This is a genomic window from Erwinia persicina (genome assembly GCF_014838825.1).
Lineage (GTDB): Bacteria > Pseudomonadota > Gammaproteobacteria > Enterobacterales > Enterobacteriaceae > Erwinia > Erwinia persicina_A.
Window position 1 is genome coordinate 12130 of sequence record NZ_JACYMO010000001.1, and the last position, 26362, is coordinate 38491.

The 26362-nt window shown below is 58.9% G+C and carries 24 protein-coding genes; 10 read left to right on the forward strand and 14 right to left on the reverse strand.

Annotated elements, in window-relative coordinates; genetic code table 11:
* Nucleotides 1-103 precede the first annotated feature (103 nt).
* From hemA to IFU29_RS00100, 7 genes are all read left to right on the forward strand, one after another.
* The gene (gene hemA, locus IFU29_RS00070; RefSeq protein WP_191932112.1) at nucleotides 104-1360 is read left to right on the forward strand and encodes a glutamyl-tRNA reductase; all 1257 of its coding nucleotides are present in this window, start codon (nucleotides 104-106) and stop codon (nucleotides 1358-1360) included.
* 38 nt (nucleotides 1361-1398) lie between these two features.
* The gene (prfA, locus tag IFU29_RS00075) at nucleotides 1399-2481 is read left to right on the forward strand and encodes a peptide chain release factor 1 (protein ID WP_191932113.1); all 1083 of its coding nucleotides are present in this window, start codon (nucleotides 1399-1401) and stop codon (nucleotides 2479-2481) included.
* Nucleotides 2481-3317 (forward strand): peptide chain release factor N(5)-glutamine methyltransferase, encoded by an 837-nt coding sequence (gene prmC, locus IFU29_RS00080; RefSeq protein WP_191932114.1) that lies wholly within the window; start codon nucleotides 2481-2483, stop codon nucleotides 3315-3317. The genes prfA and prmC overlap by 1 nt, the downstream gene beginning before the upstream one ends.
* Nucleotides 3318-3325: 8 nt before the next feature.
* Nucleotides 3326-3724, forward strand: a complete 399-nt coding sequence (locus tag IFU29_RS00085; protein WP_191932115.1) for a SirB2 family protein — start codon at nucleotides 3326-3328, stop codon at nucleotides 3722-3724.
* Complete coding sequence (gene sirB1, locus IFU29_RS00090; protein WP_191932116.1) at nucleotides 3721-4530, forward strand: invasion regulator SirB1; 810 nt, start codon at nucleotides 3721-3723, stop codon at nucleotides 4528-4530. The genes IFU29_RS00085 and sirB1 overlap by 4 nt, the downstream gene beginning before the upstream one ends.
* A 28-nt stretch (nucleotides 4531-4558) precedes the next feature.
* The gene (gene kdsA / locus IFU29_RS00095; RefSeq protein ID WP_191932117.1) at nucleotides 4559-5413 is read left to right on the forward strand and encodes a 3-deoxy-8-phosphooctulonate synthase; all 855 of its coding nucleotides are present in this window, start codon (nucleotides 4559-4561) and stop codon (nucleotides 5411-5413) included.
* Nucleotides 5414-5529: 116 nt separating this feature from the next.
* The gene (locus IFU29_RS00100) at nucleotides 5530-5949 is read left to right on the forward strand and encodes an META domain-containing protein (protein ID WP_191932118.1); all 420 of its coding nucleotides are present in this window, start codon (nucleotides 5530-5532) and stop codon (nucleotides 5947-5949) included.
* A gap of 66 nt (nucleotides 5950-6015) precedes the next feature.
* Here IFU29_RS00100 and chaA read toward each other — a convergent pair whose 3' ends face one another.
* On the reverse strand, nucleotides 6016-7107 hold the full coding sequence (gene chaA, locus IFU29_RS00105; protein ID WP_191932119.1) for a sodium-potassium/proton antiporter ChaA: 1092 nt from the start codon (nucleotides 7105-7107) through the stop codon (nucleotides 6016-6018).
* 393 nt (nucleotides 7108-7500) lie between these two features.
* Here chaA and chaB point away from each other — a divergent pair, with 393 nt between their 5' ends.
* Entirely contained in the window at nucleotides 7501-7728 is a 228-nt protein-coding gene (chaB, locus tag IFU29_RS00110; protein ID WP_191932120.1) for a putative cation transport regulator ChaB, read from the forward strand.
* A 34-nt stretch (nucleotides 7729-7762) separates the two neighbouring features.
* On the opposite strand, the gene IFU29_RS00115 is transcribed toward chaB, so the two are convergent.
* The 5 genes from IFU29_RS00115 to IFU29_RS00135 all read right to left on the reverse strand — a co-directional run bounded on the left by IFU29_RS00115 (nucleotide 7763) and on the right by IFU29_RS00135 (nucleotide 14232).
* On the reverse strand, nucleotides 7763-8782 hold the full coding sequence (locus IFU29_RS00115; RefSeq protein WP_191932121.1) for a LacI family DNA-binding transcriptional regulator: 1020 nt from the start codon (nucleotides 8780-8782) through the stop codon (nucleotides 7763-7765).
* Nucleotides 8783-8810: 28 nt separating this feature from the next.
* Nucleotides 8811-10220: a sucrose-6-phosphate hydrolase gene (locus tag IFU29_RS00120; RefSeq protein ID WP_191932122.1), complete on the reverse strand. Its 1410-nt coding sequence runs from the start codon at nucleotides 10218-10220 to the stop codon at nucleotides 8811-8813.
* Nucleotides 10217-11590 carry a sucrose-specific PTS transporter subunit IIBC gene (locus IFU29_RS00125; protein ID WP_191933072.1) on the reverse strand — a complete coding sequence of 458 codons (1374 nt, stop codon included), beginning with the start codon at nucleotides 11588-11590 and terminating at the stop codon, nucleotides 10217-10219. The genes IFU29_RS00120 and IFU29_RS00125 overlap by 4 nt, the downstream gene beginning before the upstream one ends.
* 32 nt (nucleotides 11591-11622) lie before the next feature.
* On the reverse strand, nucleotides 11623-13167 hold the full coding sequence (locus IFU29_RS00130) for a carbohydrate porin (RefSeq protein WP_191932123.1): 1545 nt from the start codon (nucleotides 13165-13167) through the stop codon (nucleotides 11623-11625).
* 144 nt (nucleotides 13168-13311) lie between these two features.
* Complete coding sequence (locus IFU29_RS00135; protein WP_191932124.1) at nucleotides 13312-14232, reverse strand: aminoimidazole riboside kinase; 921 nt, start codon at nucleotides 14230-14232, stop codon at nucleotides 13312-13314.
* 291 nt (nucleotides 14233-14523) lie between these two features.
* On the opposite strand from IFU29_RS00135, the gene IFU29_RS00140 reads away from it, so the two are divergent.
* Complete coding sequence (locus IFU29_RS00140) at nucleotides 14524-15201, forward strand: gamma-glutamylcyclotransferase (protein ID WP_191932125.1); 678 nt, start codon at nucleotides 14524-14526, stop codon at nucleotides 15199-15201.
* Nucleotides 15202-15255: 54 nt separating this feature from the next.
* On the opposite strand, the gene IFU29_RS00145 is transcribed toward IFU29_RS00140, so the two are convergent.
* The 8 genes from IFU29_RS00145 to IFU29_RS00180 all read right to left on the reverse strand — a co-directional run bounded on the left by IFU29_RS00145 (nucleotide 15256) and on the right by IFU29_RS00180 (nucleotide 24323).
* Nucleotides 15256-16677 (reverse strand): serine/threonine protein kinase, encoded by a 1422-nt coding sequence (locus IFU29_RS00145; protein ID WP_191932126.1) that lies wholly within the window; start codon nucleotides 16675-16677, stop codon nucleotides 15256-15258.
* 34 nt (nucleotides 16678-16711) lie between these two features.
* Nucleotides 16712-17662 carry a hypothetical protein gene (locus IFU29_RS00150; protein WP_191932127.1) on the reverse strand — a complete coding sequence of 317 codons (951 nt, stop codon included), beginning with the start codon at nucleotides 17660-17662 and terminating at the stop codon, nucleotides 16712-16714.
* 14 nt (nucleotides 17663-17676) lie between these two features.
* A complete protein-coding gene (locus IFU29_RS00155) occupies nucleotides 17677-18453 on the reverse strand; it encodes a PP2C family protein-serine/threonine phosphatase (protein WP_191932128.1) in 777 nt (258 codons plus the stop codon).
* Nucleotides 18450-19619, reverse strand: coding sequence for a type VI secretion system-associated FHA domain protein TagH (tagH, locus tag IFU29_RS00160; protein WP_191932129.1), 1170 nt, complete (start codon nucleotides 19617-19619; stop codon nucleotides 18450-18452). The genes IFU29_RS00155 and tagH overlap by 4 nt, the downstream gene beginning before the upstream one ends.
* A 38-nt stretch (nucleotides 19620-19657) precedes the next feature.
* Nucleotides 19658-20356 (reverse strand): type VI secretion system-associated protein TagF, encoded by a 699-nt coding sequence (gene tagF, locus IFU29_RS00165; protein ID WP_191932130.1) that lies wholly within the window; start codon nucleotides 20354-20356, stop codon nucleotides 19658-19660.
* Between the two features lie 13 nt (nucleotides 20357-20369).
* Nucleotides 20370-22478, reverse strand: coding sequence for a type VI secretion system membrane subunit TssM (gene tssM, locus IFU29_RS00170; RefSeq protein ID WP_191933073.1), 2109 nt, complete (start codon nucleotides 22476-22478; stop codon nucleotides 20370-20372).
* Nucleotides 22478-23698, reverse strand: a complete 1221-nt coding sequence (icmH, locus tag IFU29_RS00175; protein ID WP_191932131.1) for a type IVB secretion system protein IcmH/DotU — start codon at nucleotides 23696-23698, stop codon at nucleotides 22478-22480. Before icmH ends, tssM begins: the two co-directional genes overlap by 1 nt.
* 112 nt (nucleotides 23699-23810) lie before the next feature.
* Nucleotides 23811-24323, reverse strand: a complete 513-nt coding sequence (locus IFU29_RS00180) for an SH3 domain-containing protein (protein WP_191933074.1) — start codon at nucleotides 24321-24323, stop codon at nucleotides 23811-23813.
* Nucleotides 24324-24795: 472 nt separating this feature from the next.
* Here IFU29_RS00180 and IFU29_RS00185 point away from each other — a divergent pair, with 472 nt between their 5' ends.
* The gene (locus IFU29_RS00185; RefSeq protein ID WP_191932132.1) at nucleotides 24796-26088 is read left to right on the forward strand and encodes a nitrate regulatory protein; all 1293 of its coding nucleotides are present in this window, start codon (nucleotides 24796-24798) and stop codon (nucleotides 26086-26088) included.
* Nucleotides 26089-26362: the final 274 nt, after the last annotated feature.

Here is a 26362-nt window from a genome sequence, read left to right on the forward strand (position 1 = left end):
TGTTACAGGGATAGGCCAACCATGACTTTAATTGATCCCGCGCATCTTGTAGAATGCGCCACACAAAACCCTATCAACTGTGGGATAACCCCAACCTGGTACCATGACGTTACTGGCTCTCGGCATCAATCATAAAACGGCACCTGTGGCGCTGCGTGAACGTGTTACGTTCTCGCCAGACACGCTGGAACAGGCGCTGGAAAGCCTGCTGGCACAGCCGCTGGTACAGGGCGGCGTTGTGCTGTCTACCTGTAACCGAACCGAGCTGTATCTGAGCGTCGGGGAGCAGGAAAACCTGCAAGAGCAACTGGTGACCTGGCTGTGTGATTACCACAAGCTGAGTGTTGATGAAGTGCGCAAAAGCCTTTACTGGCACCATGATAACGACGCGGTCAGCCATCTGATGCGCGTTGCCAGCGGGCTGGACTCGCTGGTGCTGGGTGAACCGCAAATTCTCGGTCAGGTGAAAAAAGCCTTTGCCGATTCCCAGCGCGGCCACTCGCTTTCCAGCGAGCTGGAGCGCATGTTCCAGAAGTCCTTCTCCGTAGCCAAACGCGTGCGAACCGAAACCGAGATCGGTGCCAGCGCCGTGTCAGTGGCTTTTGCCGCCTGTACGCTGGCGCGGCAGATTTTTGAATCTCTCTCGACGGTGAACGTCCTGCTCGTCGGGGCAGGGGAAACCATCGAGCTGGCCGCCCGGCATCTGCATCAGCACAAAGTGAAGAAGTTGATGATTGCTAACCGCACCCGGGAACGTGCCCAGGCGCTGGCAGATGAAGTTGGGGCCGAAGTGATCAGCCTGGCGGAGATCGACGCCCGTCTGGCTGAAGCCGACATTATTATCAGTTCAACCGCCAGCCCGCTGCCGATTATCGGCAAAGGGATGGTGGAGCGTGCGCTGAAGCAGCGTCGCAACCAGCCCATGCTGCTGGTCGATATTGCCGTACCGCGTGACGTCGAGCCGGAAGTGGGCAAACTGCCCAACGCCTACCTCTACAGCGTGGACGATCTGCAGGCGATTATTGAAAGCAACATGGCCCAGCGCCAGGCCGCCGCCGTGCAGGCTGAAACCATCGTGGTGCAGGAAAGCAGCGAATTTATGTCCTGGCTGCGGGCGCAGAGCGCCGTTGAAACCATCCGCGATTACCGCTCACAGGCGGAACAGGTGCGGGCAGAACTGGAAGCGCGCGCTATTGCCGCTCTCCAGCAGGGCGGTAATGCCGAAGAGGTGTTGCGTGACCTGGCCCATAAGCTGACCAACCGTCTGATCCACGCCCCAACCAAATCTCTTCAGCAGGCCGCCCGTGATGGTGATGGCGAACGCCTGCAAATTTTACGCGACAGCCTCGGGCTGGAATAGCGTTTCAAGCCTCTTTTTTACAAGGTAAAATAATACGAATGAAGCCTTCTATTGTTGCCAAACTGGAAGCCTTGCAGGAGCGCCACGAGGAAGTGGAGGCCATGCTGGGTGATGCCGGCGTGATTGCCGATCAGGATCGTTTTCGTGCGCTCTCCCGTGAATATGCCCAGCTAACCGACGTCAGTCAGTGTTTCCGTCAGTGGCAGCAAACCCAGGAAGATATTGAGACCGCTGAAATGATGCTCGATGACCTGGAAATGCGCGAGATGGCTCAGGAAGAGCTGAAAGAAGCACGTACGGCCAGTGAAGCCCTTGAGCAGCAGTTACAGGTGCTGTTACTGCCGAAAGATCCTGACGATGAGCGTAACTGCTATCTGGAAATTCGCGCTGGAACCGGCGGTGACGAAGCGGCGATCTTTGCCGGAGACCTGTTCCGCATGTACAGCCGTTACGCCGAATCACGCCGCTGGCGGGTAGAGGTGATGAGCGCCAATGAAGGTGAACACGGCGGCTATAAAGAAGTGATTGCGAAAGTGATCGGCGAAGGCGCTTACGGCCGGCTGAAGTTCGAGTCCGGTGGTCACCGCGTGCAGCGCGTCCCGGAAACCGAGTCTCAGGGACGCATTCACACCTCGGCCTGCACCGTCGCCGTGCTGCCGGAAGTCCCGGAAGCCGAACTGCCGGAAATTAACCCGTCCGATCTGAAAATTGATACCTTCCGTTCGTCCGGAGCGGGGGGGCAGCACGTTAACACCACCGATTCCGCCATCCGTATTACCCACCTGCCGACCGGCATTGTGGTGGAATGTCAGGACGAACGTTCCCAGCATAAAAACAAAGCAAAAGCACTCGGCGTACTGGGATCGCGTATTCGAGCCGCAGAGATGGCGCGCCGTCAGGAGCAGGAGTCGTCTACGCGCCGCAACCTGCTGGGCAGCGGCGATCGTTCAGATCGTAACCGCACCTATAACTTCCCGCAGGGACGTGTGACCGATCACCGTATCAATCTGACTATCTACCGTCTCGACGAGGCGATGGAAGGGAAGCTGGATGCGCTGATTGAGCCAATCGTGCAGGAATATCAGGCCGATCAGCTGGCCGCCCTCGCCGGGAACGAGTAGTGCAGATCCGCGCATGGCGGCGTCAGGCCATCGCTCAACTGCCTGACAGCGACAGTCCGAAGCGGGATGCTGAGATCCTGCTGGGGAAAGTGACCGGTCGATCCCGTGCCTGGCTGATTGCCTTTGACGATGTGCTGCTGACGGCAGAGCAACAGGTACAGCTGGATGCGCTGCTTGCCCGCCGGGCAGCGGGCGAACCAGTGGCGTACCTGACCGGAGAACGTGAGTTCTGGTCCCTGTCGCTGACGGTGTCGCCCGATACGCTGATCCCGCGCCCGGACAGCGAAATGCTGGTGGAACAGGCGCTGGCGCGGTTGCCCGTCGCGGGCTGTCAGATCCTGGACCTGGGCACCGGTACCGGGGCGATAGCGCTGGCGCTGGCCAGCGAACGTCGTGACTGTCAGATCACCGGCGTGGATCGCATTCCTGCGGCCGTCGCGCTGGCACAGCATAACGCCCACCAACTGGCGCTACCCAACGCGACCTTCCTGCAAAGTCACTGGTTTTCTGCGCTGGCCGACCAGCAGTATGCCGTCATCGTCAGTAATCCGCCGTACATTGATGCCGCCGATGACCATCTGGCGCAGGGCGACGTGCGTTTCGAACCCGCCAGTGCGCTGGTCGCAGACGATCACGGCCTGGCCGATATTAAAATGATTGCTGCACAGGCAGGCTCATACCTGAGTCAGAACGGCTGGCTGCTGCTGGAACACGGCTGGCAGCAGGGTGAGCAGGTGCGTGACATACTGCGTGAGCACCATTTTCACGCCGTGGAAACCTGTCAGGATTATGGCGGCAATGACCGTGTGACACTCGGACAACATCAAGGTAAATAAGGAAATTTATGGCTGGCTGGTATCTTCCGCTGAAACAGTTCCATCTGTTCACCGTCGCGATCACACTGCTGATGTTTGTGCTGCGCTTTTACTGGCTTCAGACGCACTCCTCCCTGCTGCAGCGCCGCTGGGTGCGGATTATTCCCCATCTTAATGATACGCTGCTGCTGCTGTCAGGCACGCTGCTGGTGGCGATCACCCATTTTTATCCGTTCAGCCCACAAGGTAACTGGCTGACTGAGAAGCTGTTTGGCGTTATCATCTATATCGTGCTGGGTTTTATTGCTTTAGGGCGTCGCCCACGCGCGCAAAAAGTGCGCTGGATAGCCTTCATTGTGGCCTTAGTCGCCATTGTGGCCATCGTGTATCTCGCCACAACTAAAATGCCACTGCTGGGGTTTGTATGACGTCTATCGCTGATTTTGATTTTACCGCTGCGCCGCTGAGTGAGGCGGTGATTACCGCATCGCTGGCCATTCGCAGCGATTTCCCGGCAGAAGAGGTCAGAAAGCAGTTATCGGCGCTGGTGACCGAAGCACGGACTGAAATTTCGTCAGATCTGGCTGCGGATTTACAGGTTGAGCAGCTGATTGAACTGTTCTGGGGCCGCTGGGGTTTTGGCGGTGCCAGCGGGGTTTATCGCCTGTCTGATATGCTGTGGCTGGATAACGTATTGAAAAGCCGTCAGGGAACAGCCGCCTCGCTGGGGGTGATTTTCCTGCATATCGCCGATAAGCTTGATTTACCCCTGTTCCCGGTGATCTTCCCCACGCAGCTGATCCTGCGTGCCGAATGGGTAGATGAAGACATGTGGTTAATTAACCCGTTCGATGGTGAAACCCTGGATGAACACACGCTGGAAGTGTGGCTGAAGGGCAACATCGGGCCGGTTGCCGAACTCTATGATGACGATCTGCAGGAGGCCGAGCCGCTGATGGTGTTGCGTAAAATGCTGGATACGCTGAAATCGGCCCTGATGGATGAGAAGCAGATGGAGATGGCGCTGCACGTCAGCCAGGTGCTGGTGCAGATGGACCCGGAAGATCCGTATGAGATTCGCGATCGGGGGCTGATTTTTGCCCAGCTGGAGTGCGATCACGTGGCGCTGAGCGATTTAACTTACTTCGTTGAGCAGTGTCCGGAAGATCCGATCAGTGAAATGATCAAAGTGCAGATTCACTCAATAGAACAGAAACAGATTACCCTTCACTAACTGAAGTGAACTCTATAAAGGCGAAGATATGAAACAAAAAGTGGTTAGCATTGGTGATATCAAGGTCGCAAACGATCTGCCGTTCGTCCTGTTTGGTGGCATGAACGTGCTGGAATCGCGCGATCTGGCTATGCGTATCTGCGAACACTACGTCACGGTTACTCAGAAACTGGGTATTCCTTACGTGTTCAAAGCCTCGTTTGATAAAGCCAACCGCTCCTCTATTCATTCATACCGTGGCCCGGGCCTGGAAGAGGGCATGAAAATCTTCCAGGAGATCAAGCAGGCATTCGGGGTGAAAATCATCACTGACGTGCATGAAGCCAGCCAGGCGCAGGCCGTGGCGGATGTGGTGGATGTTATCCAGCTCCCGGCCTTCCTTGCGCGTCAGACCGATCTGGTGGAAGCGATGGCGAAAACCGGCGCGGTGATCAATATCAAGAAGCCGCAGTTCGTCAGCCCCGGGCAGATGGGCAATATCGTGGATAAGTTTGCGGAAGGTGGCAATGACCAGGTGATCCTGTGCGATCGCGGTGCTAACTTCGGTTATGACAATCTGGTGGTCGACATGCTGGGCTTTAACGTCATGAAGCAGGTCTCTAACGGCAGCCCGGTGATCTTCGATGTGACCCATGCCCTGCAGTGCCGCGACCCGATGGGTTCGGCCTCCAGCGGCCGTCGTGCCCAGGTCTCCGAGCTGGCGCGTGCCGGCATGGCCGTTGGCATAGCTGGCCTGTTTATTGAAGCGCACCCGGACCCGGCCAATGCGAAATGCGACGGTCCTTCCGCGCTGCCGCTGGACAAACTGGAACCGTTCCTGGTGCAGATGAAAGCGATTGATGACCTGGTCAAAAGCTTTGCTGAACTGGATACCAGCAACTAATTTTACCTTATCCTCAGGCGGGCCAGCAAACGGGCCCGCCTTTTTTCTGCGCTGTACCCCGCCTGAATCTACCGCTTTTTTTGACCTACAATGGAAAAGTAATTTAAGGAGTTTCTATGAAAAAAATCATCTTATTACTCGCGGGCGCCCTGGCCCTGAACGGATGCAGCAATGCGCAGACCCGCGCTGACGCGCCGGACGCCGCCCAGTTAGCTAACCGCCTGTTTACGCTGAGTGCCGTTGACGGACAGGCCGTCACGCCACATCAGGGCATGAAGCCGGGTATTGGTTTTGGTGAGGATCTGAAGGTGAGCGGCGTGATGTGTAATCGCTTCTTCGGTCAGGGTAAGCTGGAGCAGGGGCGTCTGAGTGTGCCGCAGCTGGCCTCGACACGCATGATGTGCAGCGATCCGCAGCTTAACCAGTGGGAGCAGACGTTATCTGCTGTGCTGACCAGGGGTGCAGAGGTCAGGCTGAGCGGGATGACGCTGACGCTGACGGGTAGCGGGCATACTCTGGAGTATCAGGCCCAGTAATCAGAATGTATGAAAGGGGCGGGCCGGTCATAAGACCGGCCCGCCCCTTTCTTATGCCACGAAGACTTACAGCATGATTGTCATCAGGTAGGCAATAAACAGCGCCAGATGCGCGGCGCCGTTCAGCACATTGGTACGCCCGGTCGAGAACGAAATCTGACACAGCAGCAGCGCGGCAATCATCACCACCATCTGCGGCGGCTCAAGACCAAAGATCAGCTGCTGCCCGGTCAGGGTGGCGATCAGCGTCACGGCCGGTACCGTCAGGGAAATCGTCGCCAGCACGGAGCCGAAGAACAGGTTCATCGCACGCTGTACCTGATTAGCCAGTACCGCTTTGATGGCTCCCAGCCCTTCAGGGGAGAGGATCAGTAGTGCGACCAGGAACCCGGTAAACTGTTCCGGGGCTTTCAGTTCGGTCAGCAGCGACTCCAGCGTATTGGCGTTCATCTTGGTGACCGCAATCACCGCAACCAGATGAATCAGCAGCCACACGGTGTGCCAGGCACTGGAGTGGGCCGAAGGTTTGCCGTGGTGCGGGTCGTCCCCTTCGTCCTCATGCTCATAGACAAACAGGCTCTGGTGCGTTTTGGTCTGAATCAGCAGGAAAACCCAGTACATCGCGGCGGAGATCCCCGAGACCAGCAGCGCCTGCATTACGGTGAAATTACCGCCGGGCAGGGCGTTCGGGAACACCAGGACGATAATCCCCAGCGGGAAGATGGCAATCAGGTACTGTTTTACCCCGGCCAGGTTCACATACTGTGTGGCAAATTTGCGTCCGCCGAGCAGCAGCGCCGCGCCCACCAGTCCGCAGGTCACAATCATAATGATCGAGTAGAGCGTATCGCGCATCAGCGCCGGGGCAGCGTCACCGGTGGCCATCAATGCGGAAATCAGGCTGACTTCAAGGATAACAACGGAAAGACTGAGGATCAGGGAGCCGTAGGGTTCGCCCAGGCGGTGTGCCAGTACGTCAGCGTGACGGACGACGCTGAAGGCGCTGCTGAGGATCGCAACGAGGGCAATCAGGTTAATGACGACGACCAGGGAGAAGGTAGCGGTGTTACCCCAGAACCATAATATGATTAATGCAGCGACAGGTAAGATGAGGGAATACTCGGTGTGGCGGGTTTTACTGCTCTCTTGCGCACTCATAGGCAAACGCTCCTTATCTTGTATCCTGTGGACCCGGAAATAGCAGATTCTGCCACGGGTCTGTTAAACATAGTCTGACAATATGAAAGACAAGTGGCGAAAGTATAACCTTTTTTTCGCCAAAACTGAAGAAATTTACGTCCTTTTACGGTTTGACTTAAAAAAGTTCATCTACCCGCTATTTATTCCTCTTAAGTTCCTATCGTAATGAAAATCATCCGACTTTATGAGAATAAAAAAATTAATGTAAGCAGGGAAGTACGCTAACTCAATGTGATAAAGGCTGAAATAATGCCTTATAGCACCAGAATGCTATATTGCGGTGTAAAATCCGCACTTGAAAAAAAAGGCAGTTGTACCAGGCTTACATCAGACACTGAGAGGAGAGAAACCATGCCTTATGACAATCGCAGCGCGTTACCCGACAGCGTCAGACGTGTCCTGCCTGCCCACGCGCAGGACATCTATATGGAAGCGTTTAACAGCGCCTGGGATCAGTATAAAGAGCGTCAGGACCGGCGCGGTGATGACTCACGCGAGGAGGTGGCGCACAAGGTCGCCTGGGCGGCGGTGAAACACCAGTACCAGAAGGGGGATGACGATAAGTGGCATAAAAAGTAAGGGCGCATGGTGCAGCGCGCCCTGTTGCTGGCCGTCAGACTGCGGCGACCGCCCGCCGCCATTTCAGGCGGGCAGGCAGCCAGCGCTGGGTCACCTCCGGCGTCTGTTCATCTATCAGCTGTGTGACCATTTCAAAGCAGTTCCAGGCCAGCATCCGTTCATCCTGAGCGACGGTATCAATGCGCACCGACAGGGCATCATACAGATAGTGGTCGTCGAAGCTGCTCAGGTGCATCGGCGTGTTCAGCAGGTCGTGCTGGCTGAGGTAGCGCAGTACGCCCTCCTGCAGGCCGCAGGCGGCGCAGAATAGCGCCTGCGGCACGCGGCCCAGCCGCGCGTACAGTTCCGCGAACATCTCATAGCCTGAGCTGGCGTGGTAGTGACCGTGCATAATCCACTCAGGTTTAACGGCGACCCCGGCGCGCTCCAGCCCAAGGCGAAAGCCCGCCAGGCGGTCGCGGGTAGGGGAGATGCGCGGCTGTCCGCCAAAGAAATAGATCTCCTCATAGCCCTGACGCGCCACACCTTCCATCAGAGTGGCGGTAGGACTGGTGGCATCGGTGATCACCAGCGGCAGGCTGGACTCGCCCAGATGGCGGTCAAACAGCACCACCGGCAGCTGCTGGTTAATTTTCTGATACTCGGTATCGTTCAGCTGGCTGGAGGCGACGATCAGGCCGTCTACCTGCCGCTGGATCAGATTGTTGACCGCCAGGGTTTCCTGACTGGCGTTTTCTGCCGTACAGGCAATCAGCAGCTGCAGGCCGGCATCCCGGCACAGCATCTCCAGCTCGTGTGAAAAGCGGGCAAAGCCCTGGTTGGTCATTTCAGGCACCACCAGCCCGAGGGTATGGCTGCGGGCGGAGTTGAGGGCGCGCGCGTGAATGCTTGGCTGATAGTGCTGCTGGCGGGCAATCTCCAGCACGCGTTCGCGGGTGGCTTCAGCCACGCGCAGCTCTTTTCCACGGCCATTGAGGACCAGGCTGGCCGTGGATTTAGAGACGCCCGCCAGCCGGGCAATATCGTTAATGGTGATGCGTTTGTTTTTAGTCACAGTGGCTTAGGGCTGAGGGTTCATCGGCTTATTCTATCACGCATTGCCGCAAGCTCCAGTGACGCAGCCCGATCTGCCCCGTACCGGCAAAGCGCAGCTGCGGCTGCTGTGACGGGAAATAGCGCGATGACATCACAGCCTCGCCGTCGTTGATGAAGATTTCCACGCTTGAGCGATCGCACAGCACACGCAGAGTCTTTACCTCTCCCTGCCAGTAACGCTCTTCCGGTTTTCCGCTGCGTAAATTGTGACGTTGTAACGTTAACCCCTGTGCGTTAACGCTGAGATGCAGGGCTCCGGCAAAATCCGCCTGGCACGTACCGCTGATCGTCATTTCTATCTCGGCACTGTCGATGTCCAGCGGCGGCAGTGTCCCGGCAGGACCCGCGAGGCTCCTCTCCCGCGAGCGCAGCTGCTGCAGTTCGCGGGCGGGGTGCTGAACCAGCCGATCGCCGCGCAGCGTCAGTTCGCGCGGGCAGGTCATGGTGTGCATCCAGCCGTTGTCGCGGGTCGGCTGGAAGAACTCATCCCCGTCGGGGATCCCCATCCAGCCCATCATCAGACGGCGGCCGTCGGCACTGAGGCAGGTCTGCGGCGCATAAAATTCGAAGCCGTGATCAAGCTCATGAAACTCGCCGTGTTGAAACTGCGCGCTGTCATAGTCAAAGCGGCCACAAAAATAGCCGCTCTGGAAGGTATTACGCCAGCGCCAGGTCTCTGCAGGCAGCCCCTGCGGGCAGACCACCAGCACTGCGGTGCCGCTGAGTTCAAACAGGTCAGGGCACTCCCACATATAGCCGAAATCACCCAGTCCGTTAAGCTGGCTGCCAGCGATCTCACCCAGCGACGTCCACTGGTGCAGATCGGGGGAACGGAACAGCAGCACTTTCCCCTCGGACGCAAGATTCTGTGCACCCAGCACCATGTACCACTGGCCTTCGTGCTGCCACACCTTCGGGTCGCGTACGTGGCCGGTGTATCCCTCCGGCAGTGCCAGTACCGGCCCGTGTTTTTGATACTCGCCGTGTTCATCGCGGGTGGCCAGGCACTGCCAGGCGGTGCGGCTGCCGTCGGCAAACTTAACGTTACCGGTGTAGAGCAGCGTCAGCACACCCGCGTTATCCACCGCGCTGCCGGAATAGCAGCCGTGACTCTCCCAGGGCTCCGAGGGGACCAGCGCGATCGGCTCGTGCCGCCAGTTCACCAGATCCTCTGAGCTCCACTGGCCCCAGAACTTGGCACCGTGTGCGCAGGCCATCGGGTTCCACTGGTAGCAAAGCACATAGCGCCCGTCGAAGTGGATAAAGCCGTTCGGATCGTTCATCAGCCCGACCGGTGGGGCCAGGTGCCATACCGGGCGGTGGCGATCCGCGGCGGCCCGCTGCTGGCCGGAGATTACCGACCGCAGCGCCTGTTTTAACAGGTGGGCTTCACTCATGCTTTCACCTCAAATTTAATTTTCAACAGCAGGGACAGTACGAATGCTGTACCAAAGGCGATCACCATGCCGATCAGATAGTTGAGCAGGGAGCTGGCCTGCACGATAGCCATCCCCGGCAGGGCAGTCAGGCCAACCGCCGTCATATTGACGTGCATCGTCACCACCCAGGCTCCGCCCAGCGCACCGCCGACCAGCCCGGCAATAAAGGGCTTGATGTAGCGCAGGTTCACGCCAAAAATGGCCGCTTCGGTAATACCCAGCATGGCAGAAAACGCTGAGGGCAGTACGATACTGCGCACCTTGATATCCCGGGTTTTAAACCATACCGCCAGACATGCGCCCCCCTGGGCCACGTTGGCCATTGACCAGATCGGCAGCAGGAAGTTAACGCCAATTGACGGGTTGCCCAGCAGCCCGGCCTCAATAGCATGGAAGCTGTGGTGAATACCGGTGATCACAATCACCGAGTACAGCCCGCCGAACAGCAGCCCCGCCAGCCAGCCCGCATGGGCAATCAGCGTGCTGAGAACCAGTGAGATCCCGTCACCCAGCATCCGTCCCGCCGGGCCGATAATCAGCAGGGCGATGAAGCCGGAGATGATCACGGTCAGGAACGGGGTCAGAATGATATCCAGCGCATCGGGGATCACGCGGCGCAGTCGTTTTTCACAGTGGCTCATAAACCAGACGGCCAGCAGCACCGGGAAAACGGTGCCCTGATAGCCGATCATCGCAATTTCCAGCCCAAAGAAGTTCATGGTGTGGAAACCGCTGGCGACGCCCCACGCGTTGGTCAGCGCGGGGTGGGTCAGTATGCCGCCCAGGGTAGCCCCAAGATAAGGGTTACCACCGAATTCTCGTGCGGCGGTAAAGCCAATCAGGATTGGCAGAATGATAAACGCCGCCGAGCTGCACATATCCAGCATGATAAACAGGGCGCTGCTGGCATCGACCCAGCCGTAAGTCTTCACCATACCGAGCAGGCCCATCAGCAGGCCCGAAGCGACAATCGCCGGGATAATCGGCACGAAGATATTCGACAGTACGCGTGCTATGCGTTGAAACGGATTCAGCTTTTGCGCGGCGATATCGGCGGCCTCACTTTTGCTGGACTCATTAATGCCCGCTTCTTTCACAAACGCCGCATGCACCTTGTTGACGATGCCACTGCCGAAAATGATCTGCATCTGTCCTGCATTGCGGAAACACCCTTTCACTCCGTCCAGTGCTTCAATGGCCTCTTTCTGCACGAGTTCATCATCGACCATCACCAGACGCAGGCGGGTGGCGCAGTGCGCGGCGCTGGCGATATTTTCGCGTCCACCCAGTAACGGCAGAAGTTCCCGGGCTGTTTTTTCAAAATCCATCATGTCACCTTTTCATTATTGTGATGAAGCTGTCAGAACCAGGTTTCCATCTGGACACCAAAGTTCCATTCGCCACCGGCGCTGAAGCCGCTGCTGCCGAACGAGTCGTCGCTGGCATAGCGGTCAAGCGAGCTGTTCCAGTCCATCCAGCTGGCGAAGACGCGTATTTCCGGGCGGGTAAAGAAGTCGCCAATGTCGGCCACTTTAAAGGTCGGGGCCACGGTCAGCTTCCAGAAACTGCCGGACACGGCCTGGCGGTCTTTGTACCCCTGTGGTTCGAGATCCATATACTGATAGCTGCCTTCGTACGCGAGGGCGAAGTTCTGATTGATCTCCTGGATCAGCCGCGCGTTAACGGTGGCCCAGCGATAGTGATCGCCTGCGGCGTAACGGTCGCTGCTGGTCTGGGCCAGCACGGCGGGGGCAAAGCTCCAGGTCTTATTCAGCGGCGTCACACCATAGCTGGCCAGACGCCAGGTTTCCGCCTGTTGCGTCAGGTTGCCGTCAGAACCCACGCCTTTAACTTCGGCACCCAGCCCGCGGCCGTACAGCAGGGCGGTTTTGGCCGTGCCTTCGCGCAGGCCCCAGAAGCTGTCGTTATGCAGGGCCAGCATGGCATGAACGCCGGTATCCCCCGCATTATCATTTTCACGGCTGGGGTTCAGGCGCTCGTCATTATCTTTTGCACGCAGGCCGCTGACCATCAGCTGGAACGGACCGGCAAAGTTGTTGCTGGTGACAATGTAGTTCTGAATGGTGTTATCAATCGCCTCAATATCACCAAAATTACGACCATACAGCGAGAAGTTGCTCTTCAGGCCGTCGGTCAACTGCACGTCATAGATCCCGCCGCCGGTCCCGGCGAGGAACACCACGTCGGAGTCCAGCCAGTGAATGTCGAAGTTATCGCGGTCAAAGCGCTTACCGGCCCACAGGGTGGTGTTATCAAACGCACCGGTGAATGTTGGCAGATTGCCCAGTTCGACAAAGGCCTGACGGATGTTCAGCTCGGTGGTGCTGCCGGTCCAGTCGTTATAGTCACGCTGTCCGTCGGCCAGCATCGCCTTGAAACGGGTTGTTGCGCCGTTCGCCAGCTGCTGTTTGTGCTCAAAGTTCAGCTCAACATAGGTGTTGTTTTCATTACCAAGACGACCCACGGCTCCCCCGGTTTCACCGGCGGGCGTCAGGAAGGGGCCGCTTTGTGTCCCGGCGGCCGAGTCGTTCATGATCAGGCCGGAGCGCGCATAGCCGTGGAACTCAAAGCCATCTGCGATCCTGCTGGTGGCCACCGGTGCGGCAGTGGGTGGCGCGACGCTGGCGGACGCGGCAACGGGGGCCGTAGCCTGCTGCGGTTGCTTTTGCTGCTGCTGTGAGCGGGCTTCCAGCCTGACAATTTTCTGCTCTGCCGCGTCGGCACGGTTTTCTGCCGTGGCCGCGCGATCTTCTGCTTTTTGCAGGCGTTGCTCCATCGCCATCAGTCGCGCTTCGAGGCTGGTGAGCGTCGGGGCGGCGAAACTGACTGCCGGGGTGGCTAAGGCGAGGCTGATGGCAACAGCCAGTCTACGAGGTGTGATCATTTGCACGGTTCCCAGTGTGATTGTTTTGTTTTTGCTAAACCGGTTCGACGCAGAGAGTAAGCTAACAGGAATGTGCTGTTCAATCAGATTTGCTAACCCGGTTTAGGAAGTGTGACCGGGTTGGCAATTTGTGCGGGGAAGGGATCAGAATCGGGCGAGGTCGGCGGCGTGCGGCAGGGCGGTCATGGCACCTTTGGCGGTGGTCGCGGCGGCACCGCTGCGCTGCGCCTGCTGGATGGCCTGGTCAAGGCGGACGGGAGTCAGCGGATCGATTTCCGTCGCCAGCGCTGCCAGCAGTCCGGCAACGAACGCATCGCCCGCTCCCGTAGTGTCGACCACCTCCACTGACGGAGCGGGGAAGTGCTGTACCGTAGCGTTCTGCCACAGGCTGACGCCCTCGCTGCCGCAGGTCACCAGCAGCAGAGATGGCTGATAAGCCGCGGTAAATGCCGCGATGCCGTCGGAAAGCCCGTCATTGCCGGTCAGTTCAGCGAGTTCATCCTCTGACAGCTTGATAATGTCTGCCAGCGCAAAGGCCCTGGCCAGCACTGCGTCCATCTCCGTCGCATCTGCCCACAGATCCTCACGCAGGTTAGGGTCGAAGCTCACCCAGCCTCCTGCCGCTTTAATTGCCCGCATCGCCTCCATGGCCGTACTGCGGGAGGGATCAGCGCTCAGGGCAATGGAACACAGGTGCAGGCCTTCACCGGCACGAAACGCCGGCAGGCGGTCAGCGGTGAGAAACAGGTCAGCTGAGGGGCGCACCATAAAGGTAAACTGGCGTTCGCCCTGCGCATCCAGGCTGACCAGCACGGTTGATGTACGCTGGCCCGGTGCGCGATACATCCGCTCAATATCGACGTTCTCATCGCGCAGCGTCTGCTGCAGGAAGCGTCCAAACGGGTCGTCGCCGACGCAGCCGATAAAGCCGCTGTTGCCGCCCAGGCGGGCAATACCGACAGCGACATTGGCCGGGGCACCGCCGGGACACTTCAGCAGGTGTGTCTCTCCCTCAGGCAGCAGGTCTACTACCGCATCGCCCAGTACCCAGATTTTATTGCTCATCATCATTATCCTTAAGTGATTATCTGCCGAAAAGCTAAACTGGTTTAGCAAAAAAATCAAAGTTCTTTTTATCAGTTTGTGGCGGAGGAGGCGCTCAGAGGGTAAAGATTTCGCGCCTGCTGCCGACAAACTTAAGTGAAACTTTTTTTCTTTTGTGATCGCCTTCAAACTTGATTGCGCACGCGGAAATGCATAAGGTCATTCATCGCACTCAATTTTTTGCGAAAATCAGATCGTTAAAGGACTCAGTCAGGACAGCGTGGACGTTAAGCAGTGGAGTGGGAGGGGGCAATGTTAACACGAGATTTTTTATTAAAGGCGGACTGCAAAACGGCCTTTGGTGATATTGAAGAAACGCTGTTGTGGACCTGCGAACAGCGTGCCGCCTCGCTGGCAGCGGCCATGGCCTGCCGTCCGGATAACAGTCCGGTATGGATTTTTGGTTACGGGTCACTGATGTGGAACCCGGTATTCGAAGCGGATGAAGTGGCCGCCGGCACGCTGAAGGGCTGGCATCGCGCCTTCTGCCTGCGGCTGACGGCCGGTCGCGGTACGGCCAGTCAGCCCGGGCGCATGCTGGCGCTGAAAGAGGGCGGGCAGACTACCGGACTGGCCTTCTGTCTGCCGGAAGCCAGGCTGCATGAAGAGCTGGAGCTACTGTGGAAGCGTGAGATGATCACCGGCTGCTACCTGCCCACCTGGTGTGATCTGGCGCTGGACGATGGCCGGACCGTAACCGCGCTGGTGTTTGTGATGGATCCGCGCCACGCCCTGTATGAGTCAGACTCCTGCCCGAAAACTATCGCGCCGCTGATCGCCCAGGCAAAAGGGCCGTTAGGCACCAATGCGCAGTATCTGTTTTCGCTGGAAACGGAGCTGAAGCAGCGCGGCATGTATGACGACTGCCTGACTGATCTGGTTCAGCGGGTGCGCGAGCTCCAGGCGTGCCATAACGGGCTGGTGGGTTAGGGTGCCACCAGGGCGACCGCACCACCGGTCTCCCTGATGCACAGGCATAAAGACTCAGCGCCCCGGGTTAATCAGCCAGGTTCCCGCCCGATCGATTTTCAACTGCTGGCTGCGCACGCCGCTGGCACTTCGCACTTCCAGATGGTAATCACCCGCAGCCAGATTAAGTGAGGCGTAACCGCTGGTGTTTGGCATGACTTCCATCACGCTGCCATTCAGCAGTAACGCCTCATCGCTGCTCAACTTCAGATATACCGTTGCCATCGCTGGCGCGCTGGCCGGGATAGCGGCCGGGGAGGGTGTCGCGGCAGGCGTACTGTTGCTGGCAGCAGCAGAGTGCTCCGGCAGCACGCTGTCGTCATGATTCAGCCCCCATACCAGCGCCGCAACCGCGATCACCGCCAGCCCGCTGAGTAACAGCAGCGGTCGTGACAGACGCTTTGCCACGCGCGGCGGCATCACGGGTTCGGCGGCACCAGCGGCCGGGTTGACGGCCAGAACCACCGGTTCCGGGTCAGGCAGCTGCAGCGGTTCCTCCTGGGGCACCAGCACGGTGGCCACCAGCGCCTCCATCTCACTGACCGGCAGGTCGATCAGCGCCGCCAGTTCATCCACCGACTGCGGTCGCTGCCGGGGCTCCATCTGCAGTGCCTGGTCAATGGCATGCAGTAACGGCAGGGAATACCCCTCTGGCCGCAGTGAACTCAGAGGCTGATAGCGATCTTCAATACAGCGCACCACACTGACCGGCGGGGGATTACCGGTGATCAGCGTATGCAGCACCGCGCCCAGCGCGTAAATATCGGTCCACGGGCCCTGATCGCTGTCCCCCTCCTCGCTGTACTGCTCGATGGGCGCATAGCCGGGTTTGAGCATGATCTCCATTTCATCGGAGAGATTGCCAATCTCCTTACGCGCCGAGCCAAAATCGAGCAGCACCGGCAGCTGGTTGTCCTGGATCTGGATGTTATCCAGCGAAATATCACGGTGCAGATAACCGGCGCGGTGAATGGTGTTGATCGCCCCGAATAACGGCGGTAACAGCTGGCGGATCCACGCTTCGTTGATGGTCTCCGGGCTGGTCTGCTGCCACGCTTTCAGCGTCATGCCGCTGTAGAACAGTGTGCCCATGTAGGCCGTGCCGTTCTCCTCCCAGAAGCGCAGGACGTGCAACAGGCCAGGGTGATTAAAGCGTGCCAGCAGGCGTGCTTCCTGAATAAAACTGTTCAGCCCGGCGTTAAACAGGCGCTGATAGCGCTCGCCGCGCAGCGTAATGGTCAGATCTTCATTCCGACTGGCCAGCGAGACCGGCAGATATTCTTTGATCGCAATGGTGCGTTCAAGCAGGTGATCCCAGGCGCGGTAGACAATGCCAAACCCGCCCCCGCCAATCACTTCTTTGATTTCAAACTCGTTAAAACGGTAGCCAGCGGGGAGAGCGTTGGGTACATTTTTTTGTTGTTCGTTTGCTGACATAGTGAAACTCTCGTGGCGCCCTGATGAGCGGGGGTTAGTTAACGGTACGCCAGGCGCCAATCGCCGGGTCGGCCAGATCGGCGTGCAGGTCATCCACCAGCAGCACATTCATCTTTACACCTGCATCGATAATGCCTGACCAGGTTTTGCGCGCGGCATCGACTGCCGTTTTTAACGCCGCACCGTTACTGGCCTGAGCTTTGTCCATTTTTATCAGCAGCGTGCCGTCAAACGACCAGACGTGCAGGCTGTTGTTGAAAGGCAGTACCAGCCAGCTGTTCGGCGCATCGTCCCGCGCCAGCACCAGACGCTGATTGTTAACCGATACCACATCAAGCTGTTCCGGGGCCGGGTGCAGATGAGCCAGCGGGTAGCCCTGATAGAAACTGACCGCCAGCGACTGGTTTTTCTCGCCGTGGGCCAGGGTAAGCGTACCGGGGCCTTCCAGCCAGCCCTCCGTTGAGCAGCTCATGGCTTTATCCACGGGAATAAACAGCGATCTGCCATTATCGTCCCACCAGGTACGGAAATGGCAGCCATCGGGCAGGTCAAAATGCTGCAGAGGTTCAGCATTCGCCGGCTGCGACAGATCGAGTGGTGCAGCGTTGCTGGCGGTGGCAGTGGCGGTGGCATCCGCGGTGACAATCGGCCGCCAGCTCTGCTCCTTCGCTGCCGTACCGGTAGCCAGCACGGTGCCCCGCGCGTTGGTCATCTGCCACGGCAGCTCCAGCAGCTTTCCACACTGATTCTGCAGCAGGTTGCCGACGCGCGGTAAGAAGCGGGTCAGAATATCTGACTCGGTACTTTTGCCGGAAACAATACGCAGGTTCAGCGTCTCCTGGCACCAGGCAGCGGGCGCATTGCTGGAGACATTATCGATAAACACTTCCAGCTCCAGGCTGGGGGAATAGACCGCCCGATAGTCTGCCGCCTGGGCCGTGGTGGCGAACAACAGAGTCAACGTAGCTGGCAACCAAAATTTCATAACATTCCTTGGTGTTAATCGCGCGGCGGAAGAAAACGAGCAGAGTCCGCCATGGAAAAGAGTAATGTGGTCTCCTGGGGAGAACCAATCCATACCGCCACGGCGCTCAGATTATCTGTTTTTGCGCTGCGGTCGATGGCTTTTTGCATCAGTGCCAGCCACTCCTCAGGGCAATTGACCATACGTAACGCCTGTTCCATCTCGGCGGGGGCAAGATGACTCCAGAACCCGTCGGTGCAAATCAGAAAGGCATCGCCATCTTCCAGCGCCAGCACCTCGCTGAATCCGTGCGGATGGGCCACATCGGCACCCAGTGCATTATAAAGTAAGTTGCTGTTAATTCCCGTGTTTTCATAACCTGCGTCCTGCAGCTGCTGGACCAGGCTGTGGTCACGGGTCACGCTGTGTACTACCCCCCGGCGGAAAAGATAAACCCGGCTGTCCCCGGCGTGTACCCACCAGCCATGCAGAGTATCCCGGTCGATAAACAGCGCCGCAAGGGTGGTACTCATCTGGCGAAAATTCGGATTATTCCTCTGCGCGCTGAGAATAGCCTGCTCGGTCGTTTCAATCAGGGCCGCTGTGCGCTCGGGCCGGAGTGGGGCATCGACATCAAGCTGGGCCAGCAGGGTATCCCGGGCAATGGTGGCGGCCAGTTCACCGCCCGCCCGTCCGGCCACGCCGTCGCACACCATAAAGCAGGCGGCATGCTGTCCCAGCAGTGCGCCGGTGGTGTCCTGATTGCTGTCGCGGGCACCAGTCTGTGTGGTAGCAGAGTAAGTTATATTCATAGGTCTTCCGGGCGGGTTTGCGAATCTTTATATTGATTCACTTCCATGTCGTAGGCGTGGAGGAACGCTTCGCCAAACAGCGTGTGGAAATCATCCTCGATTTCACCCGAGGTGCTCTGATAGTGGCGCAGGAAATAGTCCCACAGTGCCGCTTTTTTGCCGCTGCTCAGGGTCATGCGCGGCATCATGCCATCGCGGCGGGCATGCTCTTCCAGACGCTGCGGGTTAAATGATTGCAGCATCGCTGCAATGATGGCGCGAATACCGGCAATCATCCCTAACTGATGCGCCTGCAGATCCACCAGGGCATCGCGCACCGCCTGTTCTGGTGGCATAAACCCTGGCATCTGGCTCTGGTAAATCTGCATCAGCACCGTTTTACCGGAGGGGAGGATCTTAAACGGGTTGTTGGCCTCGTTGAGGATCATGGTCATCTCTGCCTTGACCCCGCGTTTCAGGATCGAACGGGAGGAGAGCAGCGCAACGGTGCCCTGCGAGAACAAACTAAGCATCCGCCCGGTCATGCGCATCTGATCTTCGGTCAACGGCGTTTTGTCCAGCGTCGCGTCCAGCCCCATGCCTTCCAGCAGGGCCGCCATCAGACGCTGTTCACGGTTGCTGCCGCTGGACGGGTCCTGGCCGCTGGCCGGGATCTCCTGGCCAAGCGGGTCGATGCCCAGGCGGGCGGAGGTCTGCCGTGCCGATCGCCGCCCGGCGGCCTCGGCACACCCGTCGTCCTGACGCGGTACAGCCGACTCTTCCGCGCGCTGCTGCATTCCCAGCGGGTCGTCCGTGCTGTCGTTGTCGTCAGCAAACAGCGACAGGGGGTCGATATGCTCCTGGGGGTGCTCACTGACGCGCTGCGGGTCGCTGACGTCAATCTGATAAGGGCCGATGGCCAGCGTATCGCCGTGTCCGAGCGTCACCTGACTGCCGCGCTGCAGGGCGCTGCCGTTGTGGATCACCGCAATCACGCTGCCCTGATTCGTCAGGCGGCATTCACCGCTGGCGGCAACGTGCACCAGCGCCTGCAGGCGTGAGATTGCCCGGTCAGGATCCGGCAGGACCAGATCATTATCAACGCTGCGGCCAATGGTGCCACCAGGGGGCACAAAATCACAGACGATGGGATCATCGCCCTGGTTCTGCAAAATGGTCAATCTCATGCGTTTTTCCTGCAATGAGGCCCTTTGGCCTAATCACTCTATTCGAACATCGGAGGATAGAGTCCGTGACGGCCCGGCTTCAGCCCGGCTGCCGGATGAAAGAGCTGTGAAAAAAGCTGTGCGGTCAGATTGCCGCTGTGTTTGTGACTGGTCAGCGGATAGCCGTCACTCTGATTAGTCCACCAGTAGCTGGTGTACTGCAGCGGATCGAAGCGCTGCGCCACTTCCCGCCAGCCCAGCGTGCAGGGCAGATCCTGATAGCCAATCACATCCATGATATCGGAGCGTCCGGTGTCGGGCAGCGACAGCGGCGGTATGCCGTGCAGCGCCTGCTCCAGCCAGTCCACGGAGTGCAGCTGCTGCACGGCCTGGTTCAAGGTGCCCCCCAGCTCCTGAAACCAGTCCCCGGAAACTGACAGCTGGGCCGGGTGCCAGGCGCTGACCGGCACGCTTTGCAGCGCCAGCAGCGGCCAGGCACGACCGACCCGGTCACGGGACGGCATCAGGCAGCCGATCTGCACTCGCTGGACGCCCAGCGTAGCAGGCAGGGCAAAATTCCAGACCGGAGCACGGCTGAACGGATCGGTGGTGCCGTCGTGATGGTTATGCCAGTGCGCCAGTCCGAGCTGAAACCAGTTAGACCAGCTGTCAATCAGCGCTTCCGGGATCCGGCGCTGCAGGAAATCGCCTGCTGTTGGCAGCTTGCCATACCATCCCAGGTCATTCTTTTCTGCCATTATGATGACCTTATCAGTGAACCGGGCTGAGAGGCACCGGATCCGGTTCACTCATCGCGGCAGATCCAGCGGCATTTGCCGGTCGTCCGGCATTATCCAGATTTAACGCCACCCTTTTCACCATCAGCGCATTGTCACGCACGTAGGGGGAACTGAGGATCTGACGATCCAGCAGCTGGCTCAAATGCCAGTCAAGCTGCTGCAGCTGGCGCGTTGTCACGCTGGCCGGCAGGCTGCGCTGCAGGTTCTGCATTACCCAGCCGCGCAGAAACTCACCGTCATAGCTGCGCGGCTGGTACAGCATCTGGTAGGCGCGCAGAGCGTTCCGACTGAACTCCGCATCTTTACCATCATCGTTACGCAGCGTATGGGTGATCGTCTGCGCCACCCGGGGCAGCAGCAGGGCTCTCAGTGCGCCCTGATACAGTCCCCAGCTGGCATCGCTAATCTGGTCGCCACGGTACAGTCCGCCACGCAGCGAAAGCGGGGGGGCTTCCAGCGCAAAACTGCGGCTTTGCGGCAGCGCTACCAGGCTGTTTAAGAAGGGTAGCAGATCCAGGATATCCCCGCGGTTATCCCCGGCGAGTTGTTTTGCCTGCTGCGTCACGGCGGGTAAGCGCGCAGCAACCTCCTGCAGGTAGTGCTGATTTTTCGTGTAGCTGGTCAGCCACAGGCCCGTTGTGGCAAGCAGAGCGACCGCGAGCGCCACGTAACCGGTACGGTGCAGCAGGCGGTTGCGATCTTCCCAGGAGCGGTCACTGCCCGCCAGACGGCTCTCTTTAAACACCACATCGCAGAGCAGGCCGTGAATAAAGAAGCTTTGCCCTTTATTGGCTGGAATGGGCGCGCTGCGGTTTACGCTGTCCCAGCTGGCGATCGACTGCCCCTGGGGCTGTGGCAACTGCAGCTTACGTGACAGTTCGCCCATCACCCGGTCAAAGGGCAGGCCTTCCTGCGTACCGCTGGTGAAAAACATCCCGCGCACGGCCCACGGGGTTTCGCTGGTGTCCGGCGAAAAAACAGTATCAAGGTATTCGGCCAGCAGGGGACGTAATGCGCTGAACTCCTGCGGGAACTGGAAACATTCGGCGCGCAGGGTGAGATCATTCTCCTGTGCCATTTTGCCACTGAGTTCCGCCATCAGCCGTGAGGAGAGCTGCTGGAAACGCTGTTCAAATTGCGTATGCAGACGACGGTCGCTCTGCCGTCCCGGCTCCCACGGGAAGGTAAAGCCCCAGACCTCTTCGCGCTGCGGCTTATCCAGCCGGGCGAAGTAGGACATAAAGCCTTTCAGCAGGTCGGTTTTGGTCACCATGATATACACCGGGAAGGCGATGCCGGTCTGCTGGTGGAGTTCCGCCATGCGCTGACGCAGCGCGCTGGCCTGCGCATGGCGAACTTCCGCCGAGTCACTGAGCAGATCGGCGACGCTGAGGGTCATGATCACGCCGTTGATCGGCTGACGCGGACGGTAGCGTTTCAACAGGGTAATGAAGGTTTGCCACTCGCTGGCATCCCGTGCGCGCTGGCTCTCCTGCAGGGTATAGCGCCCGGCGGTGTCCAGCAGCACCGCCTGCCCGGTAAACCACCAGTCGCAGTGGCGGGTGCCGCCGATGCCGCGTAATGCACTTTTACCCAGCGCATCACTGAGCGGAAAATCCAGGCCGGAGTTCACCAGCGCCGTCGTTTTGCCTGCGCCGGGTGCGCCGACGATCAGATACCAGGGTAGCTGATAGAGATACTGGGCGCTGAAGCGCTGTAACCATCCCCGGCGCTTGCCGAACTGGGTTTTCTTTAACAGCAGCGCCGCCTCACTGAAGCGGTTATCCAGCATCTCTCCCGTCGCCTGCAGTTCCGCATGATCGATATTGCTGATCTGCAGGCGCGTCAGCAGCTTGCTGTTAAACCAGGCGCGGTAGAGCTGAGGGATAAGCTGAAAAAGTATCCATAAAAAGTAGGTCAGGCCGATTAACAACTGACGGTTCAGTGGGCTGTCGAGCGCCTGCAGAGGGGTCAGTGACAGCAGCGGGCCCACCATCCAGATCAGCGCCGAAAGGGCAGTGACGCCGGTCAGACCCCACAGCAGGCGGCTGGAAAGCAGTGAAAAGAAGGTCTTAAACATCATTTTTTCCCCGTAGAGTGGCTGTCGTCTGATTCCGGGGCAGCGAACAGGGTGATTTCGACACGGCGGTTCTGCGCACGATTCTCCATACTGTCGTTCGGTAACAGCGCGCCACTGTCACCGCGTCCCTGGGCGCGAACGCTGATCCCCGGCTGGGACATCAGCTGGGCCATCATGGTGCTGACGGCGCGGGCCTGGGCGGCAGCGTATTCATAGTTGGACGGGAAACGGCGGGAAAGCACCCGCTCATCGTCGGTGAAAACGCTGACCAGGATGGTGCCTTTTGCCGACTCCATCGCGGTCGCCACGCGGGCGATCAGCGCGCGTCCCTCAGGAGAGAGCACCGTTGTGGCCGGGTCGAACAACCGGTCAGCAGGCAGGATCACTTTACTGCCGTTGCTGCTGTCGGCCACATCGAGTTTGCGCTCCGTAATCAGGTCGCTCAGGCGCTGGCGCAGATCGAGCAGCGCCTGCGGGGCCGTGCTGCGCTGGCCGGCCACCACCTTCGGCAGCGGAGTTTGCCAGATCTGACGCAGCAGCGGTTCGGCCGCGTTGCCCAGCCGCCAGTTCAGGGTGGAAAATATCATGCAGCCGATAAACGTCGCCAGAGTGACGCAGACCCACAGGGGAACTGGCGGACGCCAGAGCGAGCTCTGCCCGGCGGCAACGGCGGTTTGCGGGCGCTGTTGCTGCTGTTCGCCGCGAACCTCGCGGATTAGCTGCGCCAGTCGGGAGCGTACGCCGTCGCGCTGCAGCCGGCCGTTGTCCATACTGCGGTAGCGGCCTTCATAGCCCAGCAGCAGGCAGAAATGGATTACTTCCAGCAGCCAGAGGTGCTGGCCGGGATTTTGTGAAATGCGCGACAGCAGCTGAAAGACTTTTTCACCGCCCCAGCTTTCATTGTGAAAGGTGACCAACAGGCCATTGCCCGACCAGACACCGCGACTGCCCCACGGCGTTTGCGCCGCCGCTTCATCCAGCACGGCGCACAGGCAGTAGCGGGCACCAATAATCATTTCAAAAGGCATACCGGCCTGTTTGCAGCGTGCCTCAAACTGTCGCATTTCATCGATTAGCTGCAGGCGTAAACCGGCCGGGTCGTCATGGGTAGCCGCCAGGCGGATCTGGACAATTGCGTTAAGCAACGGCGAGGCGGCGACCAGCAAGGCATTGTCTTGGTTGACCGGTGTGGCGGGGTCAACAGGAAATTCCGACGTCATGAGGATGTGTTATTCTCGGCTGTATGCCAGGAGGCAAAATAGGAAACTTTACCGGACGAGGACGAAACGCGTTGGCTGCCATCCCTGGCAGCGAAGAGCCTTATCAGGCGCGTTACTCCAGAATCCAGGTCGCCGTATTATTGTTGCGGCAGGCTTTACTCTTGCCGCCAACATCAACGCATACTTTTTTGCTGTTTTTACGCGGGCGTGGACGATCGCTGCGCAGCGTGGCGTCGTACAGGTCACTTTTCACCCCGGCTTTCAGCGGCACGTAACCGACGAGCTGCTGCTGATCGACGTCAGCGATGGCAAACCAGCGGTTCTCCACTTCACCCAGCACCAGAAAAGGCTTGCCGTTTTCCAGATAGCGCACCACTTTGCCGCCATAGTCCGGGCTGGTCATTACGGAGGCGTTATAAAGCGCACGGTAGTTCTCATTCACCGGCGTGAAAGACGTGGGCGCTTTTACCGCATGACGATGCGTTAGCGTCACACCATCCACGACGCTGGCGACAACCGTGTCGTCAGTGACCGCAGGAGGGGGGGCTTTGCATCCCGATAACGTGAGCGCGGCCAGCAGGGTAAACGCGATGCTAGTTTTCACAATGGTCCTCGTGAATATCATCAAATAATCGGGTTCTTTTCAGATGCGACAGGGCGACTCTGAGCGACTCCAGGAACGCGTGATTGCACGCGGTGTGGCCTGTACGTTCCGGGAGGAAAATTCACAGGTTTACATCAAGATAATTCTTACGCCAGTTTACCTGACGCTTTTGGGAATGGAAACCATTGCGGACGCCGGATGAACATGATAGTGCGGACGGCGGGCGTGACAGAGTTTGCCTGAAAGGTGACAAAACGGCAATTTGATTAGCGTCAATAACCGGTATTCCGTCCTGCGTTATGCTGTCCGCCTGAAAACCACGCAATACCTGATGCTGACACGCGCGAATGAAGCAGCATAACTGATTGATTGCCGCCGGTTCAGGGCGGTTATCGTTACGCCCGTTTTCAGGCAAGTGCCAGGCGGTTTCCGCGCGGTGCACGAAAAAAGGGTGAGGTGTCAGGCCAATGAGAAAAACAGCAGGGTGTGACCGATGAGTGGGGGGGAGCCTTCTCCGCTGGCGTATCTGCTGGCTTCGCGCCAGCGGGAAATCGCCAGCCTGCGCTCTCTTTTACAAAGCGGCAGGCTGACCACAGAAGTCAGCCAGCTGATCCATGAGATCCAGCGAGAACGGGGAGCCAGCAATCTGTGGCTCTGCACTTCAGGACAGGTGTTCGGTGACGAACTGTCACAGTGCGGGCAGCGTGTCAGCCGCAGCCAGAGTGAGGTGATTGCCCTGCTTCCTGCGCTGCCGGAAGACGAGAGCGACGGTCTGGTCTCCAGCCGACTTTACAGTCGGATTGCCACAGCGCTGCAGGCGCTGGGTGAACGGGAAGCCCTGCATGAGCAGGTGCAGCAGCGCACCCTGTCTCATGACGAGGCGATGGCGCAGTTCAATCACATTATTCGCCAACTGCTGAACCTGGTGTTTGAAATGGTGGATACCGCTTCGGACCCTGGCGTTTCCCGCGCGCTGATTGCTATGTTTAGCTTTATGCAGGGCAAAGAGCTGGCCGGGCAGGAGCGGGCAGCGGGGTCTGCGGGGTTTGCCTCGGGCGGCCTCACCCCGGCCCTGATCCAGCAGCTAGTCGCGCTGATCGACAGCCAGGAGCGCAATTTTAGCCACTTCGCCGGTTTTGCGGACGCTGACAGCCTGCAACGCTGGCAGCAGGTGGCGCAGGAAGAGAGTGATATCGAGCGGCTGAGGCGCATTGCCTGCACCGCGTCACGTACGGATGAGCCGGACGCAGCAATGGCGCTGCGCTGGCATCAGTGCCTGACGCGGCGGATTGACGGTATGAAAACCGTTGAGGACAGGCTGGCCCGGGCCCTGATGCAGCGCTGCCGGCAGAGCATTGCCCTGGCCGAGTCGCAGGGGCAATGCCTGACGGACGATCTGCTGCAGCAGCAGATGCAGAACAGAGCGAATGAACCGGCGTGGAGCGTGTTTATCGCCGGAGAGCCCTGGCCGCCCCCGTCTCCGGCAGAGCCGCTGGAGGCCGACGCGCTTACCCCTCGGCTGGGACGTTCACTGCTGGCGATGATCCAGCAGCAGTCAAAACGCCTTCAGGACCAGGATGATGAGCTGGCTGCCCTGCGCGCCAGCATTGAGGAGCGTAAGCAGATCGATCGCGCCAAGGTGCTGCTGATGCGCCATCACGACTACAGTGAAGAACAGGCCTGGCAGGCATTACGTAAAATGGCGATGAACCAGAATAAGCGCATGGTGGAGATTGCCAGCGCATTGGTCGCGGTGGCTTCCGCGTTTGAACCTGCGAAAAAGTAGTCGTCTGCGCACCGAAGGTGCCACCGCGACTTCACCACGGCGTGCCAGTCAGTGGAATCTGCGGCTGACAGCGGGTCAGCCCGTCCTGAGGGAGTACAAGACCGCCAGAACAGAGACGCTTTAGCGTAGCGCGTTCTGGCGCAGCACTTGCCACAGGCAAGACAACGTAAAACGGAGCGGTTTCGCCAATGGCGGTGTAACCCCTCTTTGGATAACGGCGTCCAGCCACATGCATTACGCATGGGGGTGGGCGCTTTTTTTTTGGAGTTTTTCA

Bases quoted from the DNA above. Each gene is read 5' to 3' on its own strand.
- icmH (WP_191932131.1), bottom strand. From the start codon at position 23,698: ATGACGTCGGAATTTCCTGTTGACCCCGCCACACCGGTCAACCAAGAC.
- chaB (WP_191932120.1), top strand. From the start codon at position 7,501: ATGCCTTATGACAATCGCAGCGCGTTACCCGACAGCGTCAGACGTGTC.
- IFU29_RS00145 (WP_191932126.1), bottom strand. From the start codon at position 16,677: ATGTCAGCAAACGAACAACAAAAAAATGTACCCAACGCTCTCCCCGCT.
- tssM (WP_191933073.1), bottom strand. From the start codon at position 22,478: ATGTTTAAGACCTTCTTTTCACTGCTTTCCAGCCGCCTGCTGTGGGGT.
- IFU29_RS00150 (WP_191932127.1), bottom strand. From the start codon at position 17,662: ATGAAATTTTGGTTGCCAGCTACGTTGACTCTGTTGTTCGCCACCACG.
- IFU29_RS00120 (WP_191932122.1), bottom strand. From the start codon at position 10,220: ATGAGTGAAGCCCACCTGTTAAAACAGGCGCTGCGGTCGGTAATCTCC.
- chaA (WP_191932119.1), bottom strand. From the start codon at position 7,107: ATGAGTGCGCAAGAGAGCAGTAAAACCCGCCACACCGAGTATTCCCTC.
- IFU29_RS00135 (WP_191932124.1), bottom strand. From the start codon at position 14,232: ATGAGCAATAAAATCTGGGTACTGGGCGATGCGGTAGTAGACCTGCTG.
- IFU29_RS00140 (WP_191932125.1), top strand. From the start codon at position 14,524: ATGTTAACACGAGATTTTTTATTAAAGGCGGACTGCAAAACGGCCTTT.
- tagH (WP_191932129.1), bottom strand. From the start codon at position 19,619: ATGAGATTGACCATTTTGCAGAACCAGGGCGATGATCCCATCGTCTGT.
- IFU29_RS00085 (WP_191932115.1), top strand. From the start codon at position 3,326: ATGGCTGGCTGGTATCTTCCGCTGAAACAGTTCCATCTGTTCACCGTC.
- IFU29_RS00155 (WP_191932128.1), bottom strand. From the start codon at position 18,453: ATGAATATAACTTACTCTGCTACCACACAGACTGGTGCCCGCGACAGC.
- tagF (WP_191932130.1), bottom strand. From the start codon at position 20,356: ATGGCAGAAAAGAATGACCTGGGATGGTATGGCAAGCTGCCAACAGCA.
- IFU29_RS00185 (WP_191932132.1), top strand. From the start codon at position 24,796: ATGAGTGGGGGGGAGCCTTCTCCGCTGGCGTATCTGCTGGCTTCGCGC.
- IFU29_RS00130 (WP_191932123.1), bottom strand. From the start codon at position 13,167: ATGATCACACCTCGTAGACTGGCTGTTGCCATCAGCCTCGCCTTAGCC.
- prfA (WP_191932113.1), top strand. From the start codon at position 1,399: ATGAAGCCTTCTATTGTTGCCAAACTGGAAGCCTTGCAGGAGCGCCAC.
- IFU29_RS00100 (WP_191932118.1), top strand. From the start codon at position 5,530: ATGAAAAAAATCATCTTATTACTCGCGGGCGCCCTGGCCCTGAACGGA.
- sirB1 (WP_191932116.1), top strand. From the start codon at position 3,721: ATGACGTCTATCGCTGATTTTGATTTTACCGCTGCGCCGCTGAGTGAG.
- IFU29_RS00125 (WP_191933072.1), bottom strand. From the start codon at position 11,590: ATGGATTTTGAAAAAACAGCCCGGGAACTTCTGCCGTTACTGGGTGGA.
- hemA (WP_191932112.1), top strand. From the start codon at position 104: ATGACGTTACTGGCTCTCGGCATCAATCATAAAACGGCACCTGTGGCG.
- IFU29_RS00180 (WP_191933074.1), bottom strand. From the start codon at position 24,323: ATGATATTCACGAGGACCATTGTGAAAACTAGCATCGCGTTTACCCTG.
- kdsA (WP_191932117.1), top strand. From the start codon at position 4,559: ATGAAACAAAAAGTGGTTAGCATTGGTGATATCAAGGTCGCAAACGAT.